The 16,118-nt window shown below is 31.1% G+C and carries 15 protein-coding genes and 1 riboswitch; of the genes, 12 read left to right on the top strand and 3 right to left on the bottom strand.

Annotated elements, in window-relative coordinates; translation table 11 throughout:
• Positions 1-314: 314 nt before the first annotated feature.
• Both J3U20_RS03445 and J3U20_RS03440 read right to left on the bottom strand, forming a co-directional pair.
• Positions 315-950 (bottom strand): NAD(P)H-dependent oxidoreductase, encoded by a 636-nt coding sequence (locus J3U20_RS03445; RefSeq protein ID WP_160541640.1) that lies wholly within the window; start codon positions 948-950, stop codon positions 315-317.
• A gap of 20 nt (positions 951-970) precedes the next feature.
• A complete protein-coding gene (locus J3U20_RS03440; RefSeq protein WP_160541639.1) occupies positions 971-1,435 on the bottom strand; it encodes a MarR family winged helix-turn-helix transcriptional regulator in 465 nt (154 codons plus the stop codon).
• 295 nt (positions 1,436-1,730) lie between these two features.
• Here J3U20_RS03440 and metN point away from each other — a divergent pair, with 295 nt between their 5' ends.
• From metN to J3U20_RS03380, 12 genes are all read left to right on the top strand, one after another.
• On the top strand, positions 1,731-2,762 hold the full coding sequence (metN, locus tag J3U20_RS03435; RefSeq protein ID WP_160541638.1) for a methionine ABC transporter ATP-binding protein MetN: 1,032 nt from the start codon (positions 1,731-1,733) through the stop codon (positions 2,760-2,762).
• Positions 2,755-3,408: a methionine ABC transporter permease MetI gene (gene metI, locus J3U20_RS03430; protein ID WP_105296857.1), complete on the top strand. Its 654-nt coding sequence runs from the start codon at positions 2,755-2,757 to the stop codon at positions 3,406-3,408. The genes metN and metI overlap by 8 nt, the downstream gene beginning before the upstream one ends.
• A 31-nt stretch (positions 3,409-3,439) precedes the next feature.
• On the top strand, positions 3,440-4,243 hold the full coding sequence (gene metQ / locus J3U20_RS03425; protein WP_105296858.1) for a methionine ABC transporter substrate-binding lipoprotein MetQ: 804 nt from the start codon (positions 3,440-3,442) through the stop codon (positions 4,241-4,243).
• A gap of 29 nt (positions 4,244-4,272) precedes the next feature.
• Positions 4,273-4,932 carry a monofunctional biosynthetic peptidoglycan transglycosylase gene (gene mtgA / locus J3U20_RS03420; RefSeq protein ID WP_160541637.1) on the top strand — a complete coding sequence of 220 codons (660 nt, stop codon included), beginning with the start codon at positions 4,273-4,275 and terminating at the stop codon, positions 4,930-4,932.
• 26 nt (positions 4,933-4,958) lie between these two features.
• Positions 4,959-6,203 carry a type IX secretion system plug protein domain-containing protein gene (locus J3U20_RS03415; RefSeq protein WP_160541636.1) on the top strand — a complete coding sequence of 415 codons (1,245 nt, stop codon included), beginning with the start codon at positions 4,959-4,961 and terminating at the stop codon, positions 6,201-6,203.
• 113 nt (positions 6,204-6,316) lie between these two features.
• On the top strand, positions 6,317-6,748 hold the full coding sequence (locus J3U20_RS03410) for a hypothetical protein (protein ID WP_160541635.1): 432 nt from the start codon (positions 6,317-6,319) through the stop codon (positions 6,746-6,748).
• 36 nt (positions 6,749-6,784) lie between these two features.
• Entirely contained in the window at positions 6,785-7,792 is a 1,008-nt protein-coding gene (locus J3U20_RS03405) for an aspartate-semialdehyde dehydrogenase (protein ID WP_160541634.1), read from the top strand.
• 107 nt (positions 7,793-7,899) lie between these two features.
• Positions 7,900-9,657 carry an ABC transporter ATP-binding protein gene (locus J3U20_RS03400; protein WP_160541633.1) on the top strand — a complete coding sequence of 586 codons (1,758 nt, stop codon included), beginning with the start codon at positions 7,900-7,902 and terminating at the stop codon, positions 9,655-9,657.
• Between the two features lie 120 nt (positions 9,658-9,777).
• Positions 9,778-10,161, top strand: coding sequence for a DUF3276 family protein (locus tag J3U20_RS03395; protein WP_105296864.1), 384 nt, complete (start codon positions 9,778-9,780; stop codon positions 10,159-10,161).
• A gap of 216 nt (positions 10,162-10,377) precedes the next feature.
• Positions 10,378-11,088, top strand: a complete 711-nt coding sequence (locus tag J3U20_RS03390; protein WP_160541632.1) for a C40 family peptidase — start codon at positions 10,378-10,380, stop codon at positions 11,086-11,088.
• Positions 11,089-11,099: 11 nt separating this feature from the next.
• Positions 11,100-11,194, top strand: a riboswitch (TPP riboswitch).
• A gap of 59 nt (positions 11,195-11,253) precedes the next feature.
• Entirely contained in the window at positions 11,254-13,392 is a 2,139-nt protein-coding gene (locus J3U20_RS03385) for a TonB-dependent receptor (protein ID WP_160541631.1), read from the top strand.
• Between the two features lie 89 nt (positions 13,393-13,481).
• Positions 13,482-13,979 carry a thioredoxin family protein gene (locus J3U20_RS03380; protein WP_160541630.1) on the top strand — a complete coding sequence of 166 codons (498 nt, stop codon included), beginning with the start codon at positions 13,482-13,484 and terminating at the stop codon, positions 13,977-13,979.
• Here J3U20_RS03380 and J3U20_RS03375 read toward each other — a convergent pair.
• Positions 13,966-15,960, bottom strand: coding sequence for a ComEC/Rec2 family competence protein (locus J3U20_RS03375; protein WP_160541629.1), 1,995 nt, complete (start codon positions 15,958-15,960; stop codon positions 13,966-13,968). The two genes, J3U20_RS03380 and J3U20_RS03375, sit on opposite strands and share 14 nt — an antisense overlap.
• Positions 15,961-16,118: the final 158 nt, after the last annotated feature.

Genomic DNA, 16,118 nt, shown 5'->3' with positions numbered 1-16,118 from the left:
ATAAACAGTTTTACTTAAAGTTCCGATTAATTTTTTTATGGTTTATATATTTCGTAAATCGTATATCCGTTAAGTTCCTATACATTCAATACTTAGTAACAGCAAGGGTATACCTCGTAAACAATAGTTATAACTTATCCATAAAGCATTGAATCTTACCCCTAATTAGTTTCCGATGGCTATTTCATTACTTTTTAACTACTTAACTGTAATTTTTAAATTTTCATACTCATCCAAAAAAATAAGAGAACTTTAATAATAAAGCCTCTTATTGTTTTTAATGATTAAAAATTTTGTGTAAACTAAGTTTTTCTCTAAACTATTTTAATTAAAAAATCTTTTTTAGGGTGTCTAACTTTTGGATAATTAACTAACCAATCATTCTCTTCATCTCGGTAACCCAAAGGAAGCATGACAACACTTCTTAAACCCAGTTCGCGTAATTGTAAAAGTTCATCTATAGCCTGATTATCGAATCCCTCCATCGGAGTAGTATCAACTTTTAATTCTGCAGCAGCAGCAATCGATAAACCAAAAGCTATGTACGCTTGTCGTGCTGCATGTTCAAAATTATTTTCAGCAGCTGAATTCAGATATACTCCTTTAATACGATCCGTATAGCTTTGATAAGCATCAGAAGGCTGATTGCGTTCTCTTGTTATATGTCCGTAAATAGTATCGATTCTTTCTTCTGTATAATTATCCCAAGCAGCAAAAACTAAAATATGTGAACAATCTTCCACTTGTTTTTGGTCCTTAGACAGGGAAACCATCTTTTGCTTTAATTTCTGATTAGTAATTTCAATAACCTTAAACGGTTGTAATCCGGAAGAAGTGGGAGCTAGCCAAGCTGCTTCAATGATTTGATCTACCAACGATTGTTCAACTTTTTTTGAGGCATCGAATTTTTTTGTTGCATACCTCCACTTAAGTGAGTCTATTAATTCCATATAATTAATTTTAAATAATATTATTTTGATTCTGATTTATTCTTGCATTTATTCTTACATTTTGTCGTAACAATAGATAATAACTTATAAAATTCTTTCTGAAGTTCTGATAATTCATTTTCCTCCATTTCCAATTCTGCCTTAAGGATATGAGGAATTATCCATGCTTCATCTTTCATTTTCCTTCCTTGATCTGAAAGATGAATCAACATATGCCTTTCATCTCTAGTAGACCGACATCTCTTTATAAGTCCGTTTTCCTCCATTCTTTTAAGCAGTGGAGTTAAGGTTCCGCTATCTAACCACAACATTTCTCCTATATCTCTCACGCACATTTCTTCATTTTCCCATAAAACTAACATCACTAAATACTGAGGATAAGTTACCCCTAATTTTTCTAAATGTGGCCTATAAAGCGTTGTAATCAGTCGGGACAACGCATAGATGGGAAAACATAATTGATCTTTTAATTGTAAACTTTCCATATTGTTTTTAGATTGAGTAAAATTAAATTGCACACAATTAATATGCAAGTTTTTTAGTTTATTTTATTAATAAATTTATTTTCAAGAGTTCTTACTTGGTTTAATTATATACTATTTCATTTTATAGAATTTACACCTCCCAAAAAACTAATTTATTATAAACTTATAATGGTTCGGATGATTTAAAATGTTCTCCTAGCAGTAAATGTTGTAATTTAATATGAGTTTCTATATACTATTTGTACCTTTGCACAAATCCTAATCGTATAAAGACTTAAAAAATTTAATCAATTAAATGATTGAGTTAAAAAATATTACTAAAACATTCGAACATAAAGGCAAAAAAAACATAGCCCTTTCCAATATTTCTCTGTCGGTTTCCGAAGGAAAAATAGTTGGTGTAATTGGTGAATCCGGTGCAGGAAAAAGCACACTGATAAGATGTGTTAATTTACTGGAAAGGCCTAATTCAGGAGAGGTTTGGATTGATGGTCAAAATTTGATGGAATTATCTCCTTCCAAATTAACCTCTGCCCGTAGGAATATAGGAATGATTTTTCAGCATTTCAATCTGCTTTCCTCCCGAACTGTATTTGATAACATTGCTTTTCCTTTAGAATTAAATCATACTCCCAAGACTAAAATAAAAAATAGAGTTTATGAATTGGTTGAAATGGTAGGACTTACGGATAAATTAGACAGTTATCCGGCGAACCTTTCCGGAGGACAAAAACAGAGAGTTGCTATTGCCAGAACGTTGGCCAACAACCCTAAAGTTTTATTATCCGACGAAGCAACCAGTGCCTTAGACCCCTCCACTACTCGCTCCATTTTATCTCTACTCAAAGATTTAAATAAAGAGTTGGGAATCACTATTTTATTGATTACTCATGAAATGGATGTGGTAAAACAAATTTGTGATGATATAGCTGTCATGAACGGTGGAAAATTAATTGAGCAAGGAAGTGTTTCTGAAATTTTTTCAAATCCTAAAACGGAATTAGCTCAGCGTTTTATATCTTCATCCTTACATTTAGAGATACCGGTAGATTATCAAAAACGCATTACCCATATGCCGGAAGAAGGAAAACATCCCTTACTAAAACTACAGATTTCTGGTAATACGGTAGATGAACCGGTATTATCCGAAATTTCCAGATTATTTGATATTAACAACAATATTATAAGTGCTCAAATGGATTATGCGGGGGGAGTTAAATTCGGGGTCATGCTAACGGAAATTATCGGTACGATTTCTAAAGAAATGGCTGCCATAGAGTATTTAAAAAGTAAAAACATTAAAGTAACTTTATTAGGATATGTCTAATTCAATTATTGATCTCTTAGCAAAAGGAACTTGGGAAACCATAGTCATGACTTTTGTCTCCGGCTTTTTCGGTTATTTGATAGGATTGCCTGTCGGAATCCTTCTATTTATTACCCGCAAAGGCCAATTTAAAGAAAGTCTTGTTTTCAATCAAACGGTTTCTACCTTAGTAAATATATTCCGCGCCATACCTTTTATTATTTTAATTGTTTGGATGATTCCTTTTACGCGGATGATTGTTGGAACTTCCATAGGAGTACCTGCAGCCTTAGTTCCTCTAAGTTTGGGAATTGCCCCGTTCATTGCCAGAATGGTTGAAAACAGCCTGTTGGAAGTACCTAACGGTTTAGTTGAAGCTTCCAAAGCTATGGGAGCAACTCCTTTTCAAATTATTAAAAAAGTATTGTTACCGGAAGCTTTGCCTTCATTAATTAATTGCGCTACCATTTCATTAATTACTTTAGTCGGTTATTCGGCTATGGGAGGAACTGTTGGAGCCGGAGGATTGGGGAAAATTGGATATCAAGAAGGATACGTAAACAAGAATATGGAAATTATGAATTTTGTTTTATTATTATTAGTTTTACTTGTTTTTGCGATCCAATTCGTCGGAGATTATCTTTCAAAAAAAGTGGATCATCGTTAAAAATTTAAAAAAAGTCTAAAATAATATGATAATGAGAAAACTAATAGTATTTACCTTACTTGCTTCTGTTTTTTTTCTAAGTTCTTGCAAGAAAGATCGGGCAAATAATCCTAATTTTATTAAGGTTGGAGTTGAATCGGGGCCGGAGTTTGTGGTTGCTCAAACCGCTCAAAAAGTTGCTAAAGAAAAATACGGGCTAGATGTTGAATTGGTAGAATTCAATGATTATATTTTACCGAATACAGCACTTAATGATGGGGATATTGATATTAATATTATTCAACATAAACCATTTTTGGATAATATTATCAAACAAAGAGGATATAAACTTGCTATAGTAGGAAATACTTTTATTTACCCATTGGCCGGATATTCTAAAAAAATAAAATCGCTTGATCAATTACAACCCGGAAGTACTATTGGAATTCCAAATGATGCCACCAACAGAGGAAGAGCATTACTGCTTCTTCAAAAAGAAGGATTAATCAAATTAAAAGATCCTAAAAGCCTTATTTCAAGCGCTTCTGATATAATTGAAAATCCTAAAAATTTAAAGATAGTCGATATGGATCCTGCTATTTTAACTGAAATTCTAAATGATGATAAAGTAGCTGTTGCCATTATCAATAATACATTTGCAGCCAAAGACGGTTTTACATTAAAAGATGGTCTTTTCGTTGAAGACAAAGATTCCCCTTATATGAATGTAATCGTTTCAAGAGAAGATAATAAAGATGCTGAAAATGTAAAAACATTTGTTAAAGCTTATCAATCGGATGAAGTTGCAGAAACTACCGATCGAGAATTTAAGGGAGGAGCTGTTAAAGGCTGGTAATTCATCCGTTTTTAATCAATCAAATTTTAATGAAGATTTTTAGATGGATTAAATGGATTTTTATTGGTTTATGGGTACTTTCTATTGTAATGGTTTTTGTATACAAATGGTTGCCTGTTCCATACACAGAACTTATGTTAAAAAGATTTTTTGTGAATGGCTCAACCATTGAAAAAAAATGGATTCCGATAGAACGTATGAATAATTCCATAAAACTTGCGGTAATTTCCAGTGAAGATCAAAATTATTTTAAACACGGCGGATTTGATTTTAAAGAGATTCAAAAAATAATTGAAAAACAAGGATCTCCCAAAAGAGGAGGAAGCACCATTTCACAACAAACCGCAAAAAATGTTTTTTTATGGGAGGGTAGAAATTATGTTAGAAAGGGCCTGGAAGTATATTTCACTTGCCTCATTGAGTGGATTTGGGGTAAAAAAAGAATATTGGAAGTCTATTTAAATGTAATAGAATTCGGTAATGGAATTTATGGGATAGAAGCCGCTTCTCAACATTATTTTCACAAATCGGCTTCTCAGCTCACAAAAAGCGAGGCTGCAACTTTAGCTGCTCTTTTACCCAATCCCCGAGAATATGGAAAAAAAATTAATGGAAAGTTCATTCAAAAAAGAAAACTATGGATCATGCGGCAAATGTCTAATTTACAAGGCTCTGTAAAATTTCTGTAGTATACATAACTTAAAAAAAACTAAAAATGCTTAAAAAGATTCTCTTCTTCTGCTTACTTTCTCAGCTCTGTTTTTCTCAGCAGGCTATAGAAAAAGTATATAGCTCATCCGTCAATGGTATACAATTATTCAATCCCGATACGAATGATGAAACTCCTTTTATCTCCATGAACAAAGGTATGTTTGTGCTTACTTTTGATCTGTTAGATAGAGGCTACGAAAAAATTTACTATACCATTAAGCATTACGACAGAAATTGGAATGAAGACCATCTTTTTGAATCAGAATATATCGACGGATATACCTTACCTCAAATATACGATTATCAACCTTCCTTTAATACGAGACAAAATTATACTCATTATACCTTAGAATTCCCAAATAAAGACATGCAACCTAAGGTATCCGGAAATTATCTCCTAACTGTTTTTACTGATAACCACAAACCTTTATTCAGTAAGAGAATTGCGTTTTACGACGATTTTGCTCATATTAATGTCGGATATGAGAGGTATTCTACATCTAAAAACCCGAACATAACACAGCGAGTAAAAGCACAAGCTGTCGTCTCGGGAATTAATTCAATCTCCACCCGGCAACTTTCTTTATGTTTACTTCAAAATAACAATTGGCTAACTGCGATCTATAATATAGAACCACAGTTTGTAAACGGTAATTCTTTCACGTTCGGACAACTGACCAATTCTTTTGAAGGCGGTAATGAATTTTATACATTCGATACCAAAAATATTTCCATCCCGGGTTACGGAGTTTTTAAATCGGAAGAAAATAATCCGCTTTATCTTACCTATTTATATTCCATTGCTCCGTTTCCGCTTGACTATGCATATAATCCTGATGTCAACGGTGCTTATTATTTCAGGAGATTTGATCTTAACCAGGAAAGGGATGCCCGAACAGAAGGCGATTATACTCCGGTAACTTTTTCTTTGGAACTTAAACAGCCTTTAGAAAATAAAGATTTGTATATTGTAGGATTATTCAATAATTATGAACTTTCCGATTCTAATCGGATGATTTACGATGAAAATCAAGGTTTATACGTAAAAACAATGCTATTAAAACAAGGGTATTATAATTACACTATTGCAACCGTTGACAAAAAAAACAACCATTTTAGCATTTCAGAAATTCCCGGTTCATTTTGGCAAACAGAAAACCTATATCAAGGTTTGTTATATTATACTCCTTTTGGTGGCACTTATGACGCACTTATAGGCTACGGAGAAATTAGAGCCAACAGATTATAATTCTTATCTAGTTATGCGGTATTTAAAATTTCAATAAAAATGATTAAAATACCCTTATATTTCTATAGGTTTACTATTTTTGTTACATATTAAAATGAAATAGAATCAAATTTATGTATATCCTTTTTAAAAACATACACCATTATGTAGGTATGATTACCCTCGTTTTTGTTTTATTACTTACTGTTGTATCGTTTATTTATTATTTACAGGAAAGACCTGTCAGTGGTCAGGTGAAAAGAATCTCTCTTATAACTTTGATATTCACACATACACAGATACTCCTTGGAATACTATTATTTTTCAGCTCTCCTATCTTTCAAAATGCCAGTATGAAAGATATTATGGGAATTGCTGCAATACGAAGAAATTATATAGAACATCCTTTCTCTATGGTTTTGGTTGGAGTTTTAATTACAATTGTAAATGCAAAAATTAAAAAAGCACCTAAAATTTCAGTTTGGACACTTCTTATGTCTGTCGTCTCACTTGCTTTAGTACTCGGAATGATTCCTAGAGCATTTTGGAACAGTTTATTACCCTAAAAGATAAATAATTAAAAATCATTAAAGTATATATTTATGAAAATTGCAATTGTTGGAGTAAGCGGAGCTGTTGGGCAAGAGCTTCTCAAAGTTTTAGACCAAAGAAATTTTCCTTTAACTGAATTAGTACTTTTCGGATCCAAGAGAAGTGCAGGACAAGTTTATAAATTCAAGGACAAGGAATATACAGTCAAGGAACTTCAACATAATGACGATTTTAAAGGGGTAGATATTGCTTTAGTTTCTGCGGGAGGAGGTACTTCGTTGAATTTTGCGGAAACCATCACTAAATATGGTGCGATCATGATTGATAATTCATCTGCGTTTAGAATGGATGATGATGTACCCTTAGTAGTACCGGAAGTAAATGCGGAAGATGCATTGAATACTCCAAAAAATATTATTGCAAATCCCAATTGTACAACTATTCAAATGGTGGTATCTTTAAAACCAATTGAACAATTATCACATATAAAAAGGGTGCATGTTTCTTCTTATCAATCAGCATCCGGAGCAGGTGCTTCTGCAATGAAAGAATTGATTGAACAAGCAAAACAATCAACTGCCGGTGAGGAGGTCTTAGTTGAAAAATTTGCTCATCAATTGGCTTTTAATTTAATCCCTCATATTGATGTGTTTACAGAAAATGGATATACTAAAGAAGAAATGAAAATGTATAATGAAACTCGTAAAATTATGCATTCCGATATACAGGTATCTGCAACCTGCGTTCGTGTTCCTGTTATGCGCGCACATTCTGAAAGCATATGGGTGGAAACTGAGGACGAATTAACTGTTGAACAAGTTAGAAACGCTTTTGAAAATTTTAATGGGATAATTGTTGAGGATAATCCTTCAGAAAAAAAATATCCTATGCCTTTATTCTTATCAGGAAGAGATGAAGTTTTTGTAGGAAGAATCAGAAAAGACCTTACCAATCCTAAAGGTATTGCTTTCTGGAGTGTAAGTGATCAAATACGTAAAGGTGCTGCTTTAAATGCTGTTCAAATTGCAGAATATTTGATTAAACATAAAAAAAGATAAATCGTAATCTATACCATAGATGACAAAGTGTATCCGATTGAATCCAATCAGATACACTTTTTTAGTTTATACGAAATAAAAACTACAAGTTTTGTAACTTTGCTTTTATGAGTGCCTTAAAAACTTTAAATCCATATTTTTTAAAACACAAAAAACTCCTTCTGTATGGAGTTGTATTTATAATACTTTCCAATTTTTTAACTATTTATCCTGTAAAATTTATTGGAAAGGCCATTAACATTATTGCTCAATCTCTTACCCATTCAGATTCGCTAGATAAAAAGCAATTAATGAAGCAGCTTCTTCTTTATGGAGGAATTATTGTGCTGGCTCCAATCACTTCCGGAATCATGAAGTTTTATATGAGGCAAACCATAATCGTTGCTTCCAGAAGAATCGAGTTTGAACTTAAAAATAATATATATAAACATTATCAAACACTTTCTTTCAGTTTTTATAAAAAATCTAAAATAGGAGACCTCATGAATCGCATCAGCGAAGATGTGGTAAATGTTCGCCAATATTTAGGCCCCGGAATTATGTATAGTGCCAACTTATTTATAATGCTTATACTGATTCTCGGGTATATGCTGGCTTCTGATCCGGTGATGACCTTTTATGCAATCCTTCCCTTACCCTTCCTTTCTTATTTTATATACAACCAAAGTACTATTATTAATAAGAAAACTAAAATTGTACAAGGCAAACAATCGGAACTTTCTTCATTTGTTCAAGACTCTTTTTCCGGGATAAGAGTTATCAAATCGTTCACTAAAGAAGACTATATCATATCAAAATATATAAACCAATCCAATCAATATAGAAATGAATCTCTTTCGCTTTCAACCACAGAGGCCATTTTTTCTCCTTTAATGGTTTTAATCATCGGATTAAGCAACTTATTTATACTCTATATTGGGGGCCAAAGATATATAGACGGTAAAATAAACGTCGGGACTATTACAGATTTTTTTCTTTACCTTAATGTTTTAATTTGGCCATTTACAGCTTTAGGGTGGGTTATATCTATGGTACGAAGAGCTGAAGCCTCCATGGAAAGAATTAATGATTTCTTGAACGTTAAAGAGGAGGTTAAAAATACCAACTTTAATGTTTATCCTATAAAAGGTAAAATCAGATTTGAGAATGTTTCTTACACCTATCCGAATACAGGAATACAAGCTCTTAACCGTGTATCTTTTGAAATACAACCGGGAGAAACGATTGTGTTTATGGGAAAGACCGGATCGGGAAAAACAACTATTGCTCTGTTATTGGAACGTCTTATTGAGCCGGATTCAGGAGCAATTTATATTGATGATGAACCTTTGTCCCAACATAATTTAAATGTAATTCGAGATAAAATCGGATACGTACCTCAGGAAAGTTTTCTTTTTTCGGATACCATTTTCAATAACATTTCTTACGGGGTTGAAAATGCGACATTGGAACAAGTTGAAAAATATGCTAAAAAAGCAGAAATTCATTCCAATATTATCGAATTTAAAGATAAATATCAAACGGAAGTAGGTGAACGAGGGGTAACCCTATCGGGAGGTCAAAAACAGCGTATATCGATTTCAAGAGCATTGATTAAAGATCCTACCATATTTTTATTTGATGACAGTTTATCCGCTGTCGATACTGAAACAGAAGAAAAAATATTATCTAATATTGAAAATGACATTGATATTAAAACAACAGTAATTATTACTCACCGTGTTTCATCCGCTAAACATTCAGATAAAATTATTGTGCTGGATCAAGGGCAAATAAATGAGATAGGAACTCATGCAGATCTTATTTTAAATCAAGGTTTTTATTCTGAATTATATAAAAAACAAATTACGCAAAAACTATCATAAAAACAATTGTAATATTAAGAGTATTTTTTATATTTTTGCTCTGTTTAAACAAAAAAAATTAAATTTTATTATCCCTTAAAAGATATTATTTAAGGCAATAAAAAACAAAACACATATATGATGAATGATTTTGAAAATGTAGAGAAGAAAGAAAATGAAATTTTCTCTAAAGTATTAAGAGCAGGAAAAAGAACTTATTTTTTCGATGTAAGAGAAACTAAAGCAGGTGATTATTATCTAACAATTACTGAGAGCAAAAAGAATATTTCCGAAGAAGGCGCTTTAGGTTTCAAGAAATTTAAAATCTATTTATATAAAGAAGATTTTAAAAATTTCAAAGACATCTTTGAAGAAACTACCGCTTTCATTATTAAAGAAACCGGAGAAAAAGTTATTTCCGAAAGACATAGAGACGATTTTCATCTTCAATCCGAAGAAAATAAAGACAATGCAAATTCAGCAAATATTTCAAATTATACTAACGTTGAATTCGATGACATTTAGTTAATATTTTTTAAAAATATAAATTTATACCATATAAAAAAGCAGATATTTATCTTGAAAATATCTGTTTTTTATTGCACCTATTTCATTAACTTTTATTTAACATATTCTAAACATTGTGTTAAATATATATAAAAAAAGTTAAATTGATCGTATAAATATCTATATGATTCTTATTTTTGATCAACATAAATTAGTTGTATCATCTTTGAATATATGAAGTCTTTAATAAAAATACTCTCTGTAATTATAGTAATTTCAACTTCTGCTACCTCGTGTGTATCTAATTACGTAGCAAGTAATAACGATACCTATAAATATCCTACCACTAACGAAATGCTGGTTTATCATCCTAAAACTGTTAAACTTTACAGTACGGTATCGGTTAGTGATGAAAATTATTCTACAACATTAAGAAAAGATGCTGCTTTACTTGAAAACAGCAATATCTATGCCGAAAGCAGATTTTCAACTAGAGCTTATAATTTGCTTAGTGAAGCCAGAACTTATTTAGGAACTCCTTATAAATACGGAGGAACAACAAGAAGGGGTATAGATTGCTCTTCTTTTGTTCAGCATGTGTTTGCTGCATTAAACATTTCTTTGCCTCGTACATCAATTGAACAATCCCATAGAGGAACTTTCGTTTCTAAACATAATCTTAAAAAAGGAGACCTTATTTTCTTTGCTCATACTCCTAAAAGCAGAATTTCTCATGTAGGTATTGTTGAAAGCGTAAGTCCAACCGGGGAAATATTTTTTATTCACGCGTCTTCATCCAAAGGGGTTACTATTTCTTCTCTGGATACTGCTTATTGGAGTGCGAAATTTAGAACAGGTAAAAGAATTTTAGATTCTGATATAGATATTCAAAAAATACATGAAGAAGCTCAAAATGATACTAGCCTAGCTAAAGCTTCTGTATAAAAATTAATTTTAACACTACGAAGGGGTGCTGTATATAACGGCTGAGATTATACCCTAAGAACCTGGACAAGTAATGTTGTCAAGGGAAATCTTAGATAAAGATTTCAAATTTTTGAAATCTTATTTTTTTTTAGTCCTGTAACATATCCCTGAAATTTATTTATTATGAAAAAAAGGGATTGGTTTTATTTATTAGTTATCGCTCTTTTTAGTTTAAGCCTACAAGGACAGATTAAGAAAGATTCTTTAATTGAATTGAAAGAAATTATTGTTTCAGGCAATGCTCCCATTACTAAAGAACGTATTACCTCAAAACAACTTGAAGGCAAAAATTTAGGTCAAGATATCCCCTACTTGTTAAAAAATAATCTTTCGGTAGTTTCTACTTCAGATGCCGGAGCGGGAGTGGGTTATACCGGTTTAAGAATAAGAGGCAGTGACCAGACACGGATAAATGTTACTTTAAATGGAGTCCCTATCAACAATGCAGAATCTCAAGGTCCTTTTTGGGTAAATATGCCCGATATTGCCTCTTCATTATCTAACCTTACCATACAACGGGGAGTAGGTACGTCAACGGAAGGAACGGGATCTTTCGGTGCTAGTATTAATGCAAAAACTCAAACACCGTCTAAAACTCCTTATTTCCAATCAGATCAATCTGTGGGTTCGTTTAAAACCCATAAGCACACCTTTGGATTGGGGACGGGTAAATTTTTTAATGACGCACTTACTTTAGATGCCAAAGTATCTTTTATAAAATCGGATGGATATATAGACCGTGCTTTTTCTGATCTTTTCTCTTATTATGTCCATGGTCTGTACGAAAAAAATAAGACATCTATCGGGTTAATGACATTTGGCGGACAAGAAAAAACCTATCAAGCTTGGAATGGTGTTAATGAAGAAATGATGAAGAAAAGAAGAACATTTAATTCATGCGGAGCCATTTATGATCAAGATGGAAATATTATCCGATATTATACTAATGAAACCGATAATTATAATCAAGATCATTATCATTTATATTTTAAACAAAGGTTTACTAATTCTTGGGTATTAAATTCCACGCTTTTTTATACTCGTGGTAAAGGATATTATGAAGAGTATAAACAAGATTCCAAATTATCCAATTATAAATTAAAGGATCTTATAATAGGCAATGAAACCATTTCGCGTTCAGATTTGATTCGAAGACAATGGCTGGATAATAATTTTTACGGAATATTAAATCGTGTAACCGGAACGATTAATAATTGGAATCTTGAAATTGGAATGGGTGCAAATACATATAAAGGATATCATTACGGAAATGTTATTTGGGCTCAATATTTTTCAAATGGTCTGAAAGATCATGAATATTACAGAAATAAAGCCAATAAAGACGAGTTTTCAGGCTTTTTTAAAGCAATAGTAACTCTTACACCCAACTTGGACTTATTTGGAGATATTCAATATCGATCCATACAATATAAAGGTCATGACCTCCCGGGTGGAGAAAGTGTTTATAAGAATGGTGGACCTATAAAATTTGATAAAAACTATAATTTTATTAATCCCAAAATAGGAACATCGTATAAAATTGATAAAGGTTCTATCTATGTAACCTATGGATTAGCTCAACGAGAACCCAGCCGAAACGACATATTGGAAAACAAAAATGTAAAAGCAGAACTTCTTCATAATGTGGAGCTAGGAATCCAACAAAATTTCCGTGAATTTTCATATTCTGCAAACTGGTACGGAATGTATTATATTAACCAATTAGTATTAAGCGGTAAAATAAATGATGTAGGAAGTTTTATACGAGAAAACAGCGGTAAAAGTTATCGAACCGGAATTGAACTTTCGGCAGCCTATCAATTTTCTGCCCAATTTTCACTTTCTGCTAATTCAACCTTAAGCATCAATAAAAATATAAATTTTAAAAAGGAAACTGATTCTGAAATAAAAAAACTAGGAAATACAACTATCGCTTTCTCTCCCGCGTATATTGGAAATGTTATAGCAGAATGGAAGCCTATAAAAAATTTAAATTGCAAATGGATGAACCAATACGTTAGCAGTCAATATCTGACCAATGAAGAGCCTAAAAATGGAAAATTGGACAGTTATTTTATTTCTGACATGATATTTGAATTTTCTCCATCACTTTTTTCAATGAAATCTTTTAATTTGAAACTTGCCTTAAATAATATTTTCAATACTAAATATGAAAATAACGGATATTATTATGATAATACTCCTTTTTATTATCCTCAAGCCGGATTTAATTTTTTAACAGGCATCAGCTTTAAATTCTAACTATATGCTTTTGTGAAAACCTCGGATAAAAATTTTATTTTAGTTGACTGATTCTATTTAAATATATATTTTTGTATTAAAGATTTAATATGAAAAATCTGTTTATTTTATTTTTTGCCTTATCGATTATAAACTTATCTGCTCAAGATAAAAAATTAATCCAGTGGAAAAATTTATCAGAAGGTGACAGTCTTCAAGTGCATGGAGATAATAGGTTATTATTTGTTGATATTTTTACTGACTGGTGCGGTCCTTGTAAATTTTTAGATAAGTATACATTCCAAAATCAAGAAGTAGCCTCTTATATTAATGAGAATTTTATCCCGGTTAAATTTAATGCAGAATCTAAAGAATCCATAACTTTTAAAGGAAATACGTTCGATTACATTACAAACGGACAAGCCGGAATACAATCTTGGGCTTATTATGCATTAGGGGGTAATTTAAGATATCCTTCCATGGCATTAATAAATGAAAGAGGAGAAACAGTTTCAGTAATTTCAGGATTTATGCAGCCCGAAGAGTTTTTGAATACTATAAAAAATGTAAAATCTCAATTAGACCAAAATTTAGTCAAAGACAACTAATAAAAGCTCCTTGCCTTGACGTATACCAACATTTTGAAGAATTATTGTTGAAACGCCTATGCTTATTATTGTTTCCTGTAATTATAATTGTACCGTCTGAAACTATTTCACATTCAATTAATGGATTATTTACAATCAGATAATCAACGGAATCCTTACAATTTTTTGAAGATTTATTTAATATTTGAATTTTTTTACCTTCCCATTTATAAATTTTATCTCCCTTATAAGGTCTTATTTGTATCTCATTGATTCTTTCTCCTATGCTGTAAGGATCTATAATATATCGTTTTACTAGTTCCCAATTTTCAGTTGAATCTCCTACGACTAGCAATTTCTTGCCATCCCTGAATCCCAGTAAAGAATTTTTATGATTGAATACTATAAAATTTTTCTTTCCGGATAAATGATAATCATTATATAAAATACTCAACTGAAAGAGAACTATGCACAATAAAGGCGGAATTAGATGGTTCAATTTTAATCCTGAAAGATAATTTTTTAAAAAAATCAGAGAAAATGAGATCAAAAATAATTCCCATAAACTCAATGGAATATTTTTTAGCATTAGTGGTTCAACCGAAGATATATAGTAGGTAGAATCTACCAAAAGCTTAACTAAAAAATCATAAATAAATGAAAAATATTCTTGATACTCCCACGGTAAGAAAACCAAAAATAACTCTACTATTGATGAATAAGTAATTATAAACGTATAAGGTATTATCAAAATATTGATAGGAATCGATAACAATGAAAATTGATGAAAATAAAATAATACAAAAGGAAGCGTTCCTACCTGTGCAGCTAAAGTAACCGCTAATGGATTTACGATCCATTTATTAATTTTTTTATTCTTACTTTTCATATGATAAATCAAGATAGGGGACAACCAGACAATAAAAAATACGGCTATATAACTTAATTGAAAACCCACGGAATATATTTCATTCGGATCGCATAAAAGAATAATAAAAGCAGATAAGGCCATACTGTGATAGATAGAACCGGTACGTTTCAACAATTCAAAACAATAATAAATCGTTATCATTAAACATGATCGGAAAACAGAAGAGGTAAGTCCAACCAAACAGCCAAAAAACCATACAAATAGTAATGAAATGATAATGATGGTTTTTCTGTTTCCACTTTTCATCATTAGGGTTAATAGGTTGAAAATAATACCAAATAACAGAGCAATATGCATTCCTGATATGGCTATTAAATGCATAATTCCGGATTTAGAATAAACATTAATAGATTCTTTTTTCATTTCCGACCGATCACCCAATAAATATGCTTTTAAAAATTCTTTTGAATCTTCTCCTAATGTTGAACTTTCAATTTTTTTAACTAAATACTGATTAAAATTTTTAATCGAATAAATTAGTGATGCATGTGGCGATTCTGAAATAATCTCATCTACTCTGCCCGTCTGCAAAATATAATTTCTTTTTAGATAATTCGAATAATCAAATTGATGAGGATTCAAAGCCCCTGTCGGATCAGTAATTGTAAGCTTCAAAATATATTCATTGCCTAGAGTTAAAACCGAATTATATTTTTGTTTATCAACAAAGAGCATAATTGATCCTTTAGTTTGAAACTGTTTGTTTTTATATATAATACTTGTAACCTCTGCAGTATATTTTCGGAAATTTTTAGTTGAATTGTTTTGCTCTTTTAATATAACTGTTAGTACTTGAGATTTTCCATTTTCCTTATAATTTATATAATGATCATCTAATAAACTGTTATTTAATTCAACCACAACCATTCCAAGTAAACTCCAGCTTACTAAAGTTAAAATTGAAAATATGCCTTTGTAATCAGCTTTATTTATAATAAATCCTAAGAGCACTATAAGTAACCCCAATAAAATTAATATATAAGGAATCGGAATGAAAATGAGATCACATAAAAAAATCCCTATTATCAAAGCCAAAAAATAATATACATAAGGATTTTTTGAAAAATTCATAGAAGTTTATTTAGCTAAAAATAAAAAATTTAAAGTTGAAAGTATATAAAATTCTACATTTTGTTGCATTTTTTTTCAATATAGATTTTAGTATTTTATTTAATACTATTATATTTACTACTGTAAAAGAATACAAAAACAAACTAATTAAATTAATA

Origin of the sequence: Apibacter sp. B3919 (assembly GCF_026537405.1) — a bacterium.
Taxonomy (GTDB): domain Bacteria; phylum Bacteroidota; class Bacteroidia; order Flavobacteriales; family Weeksellaceae; genus Apibacter.
Note: the sequence above shows the minus strand (reverse complement) of the source record. Positions and strands in the feature narration are given on the sequence as shown.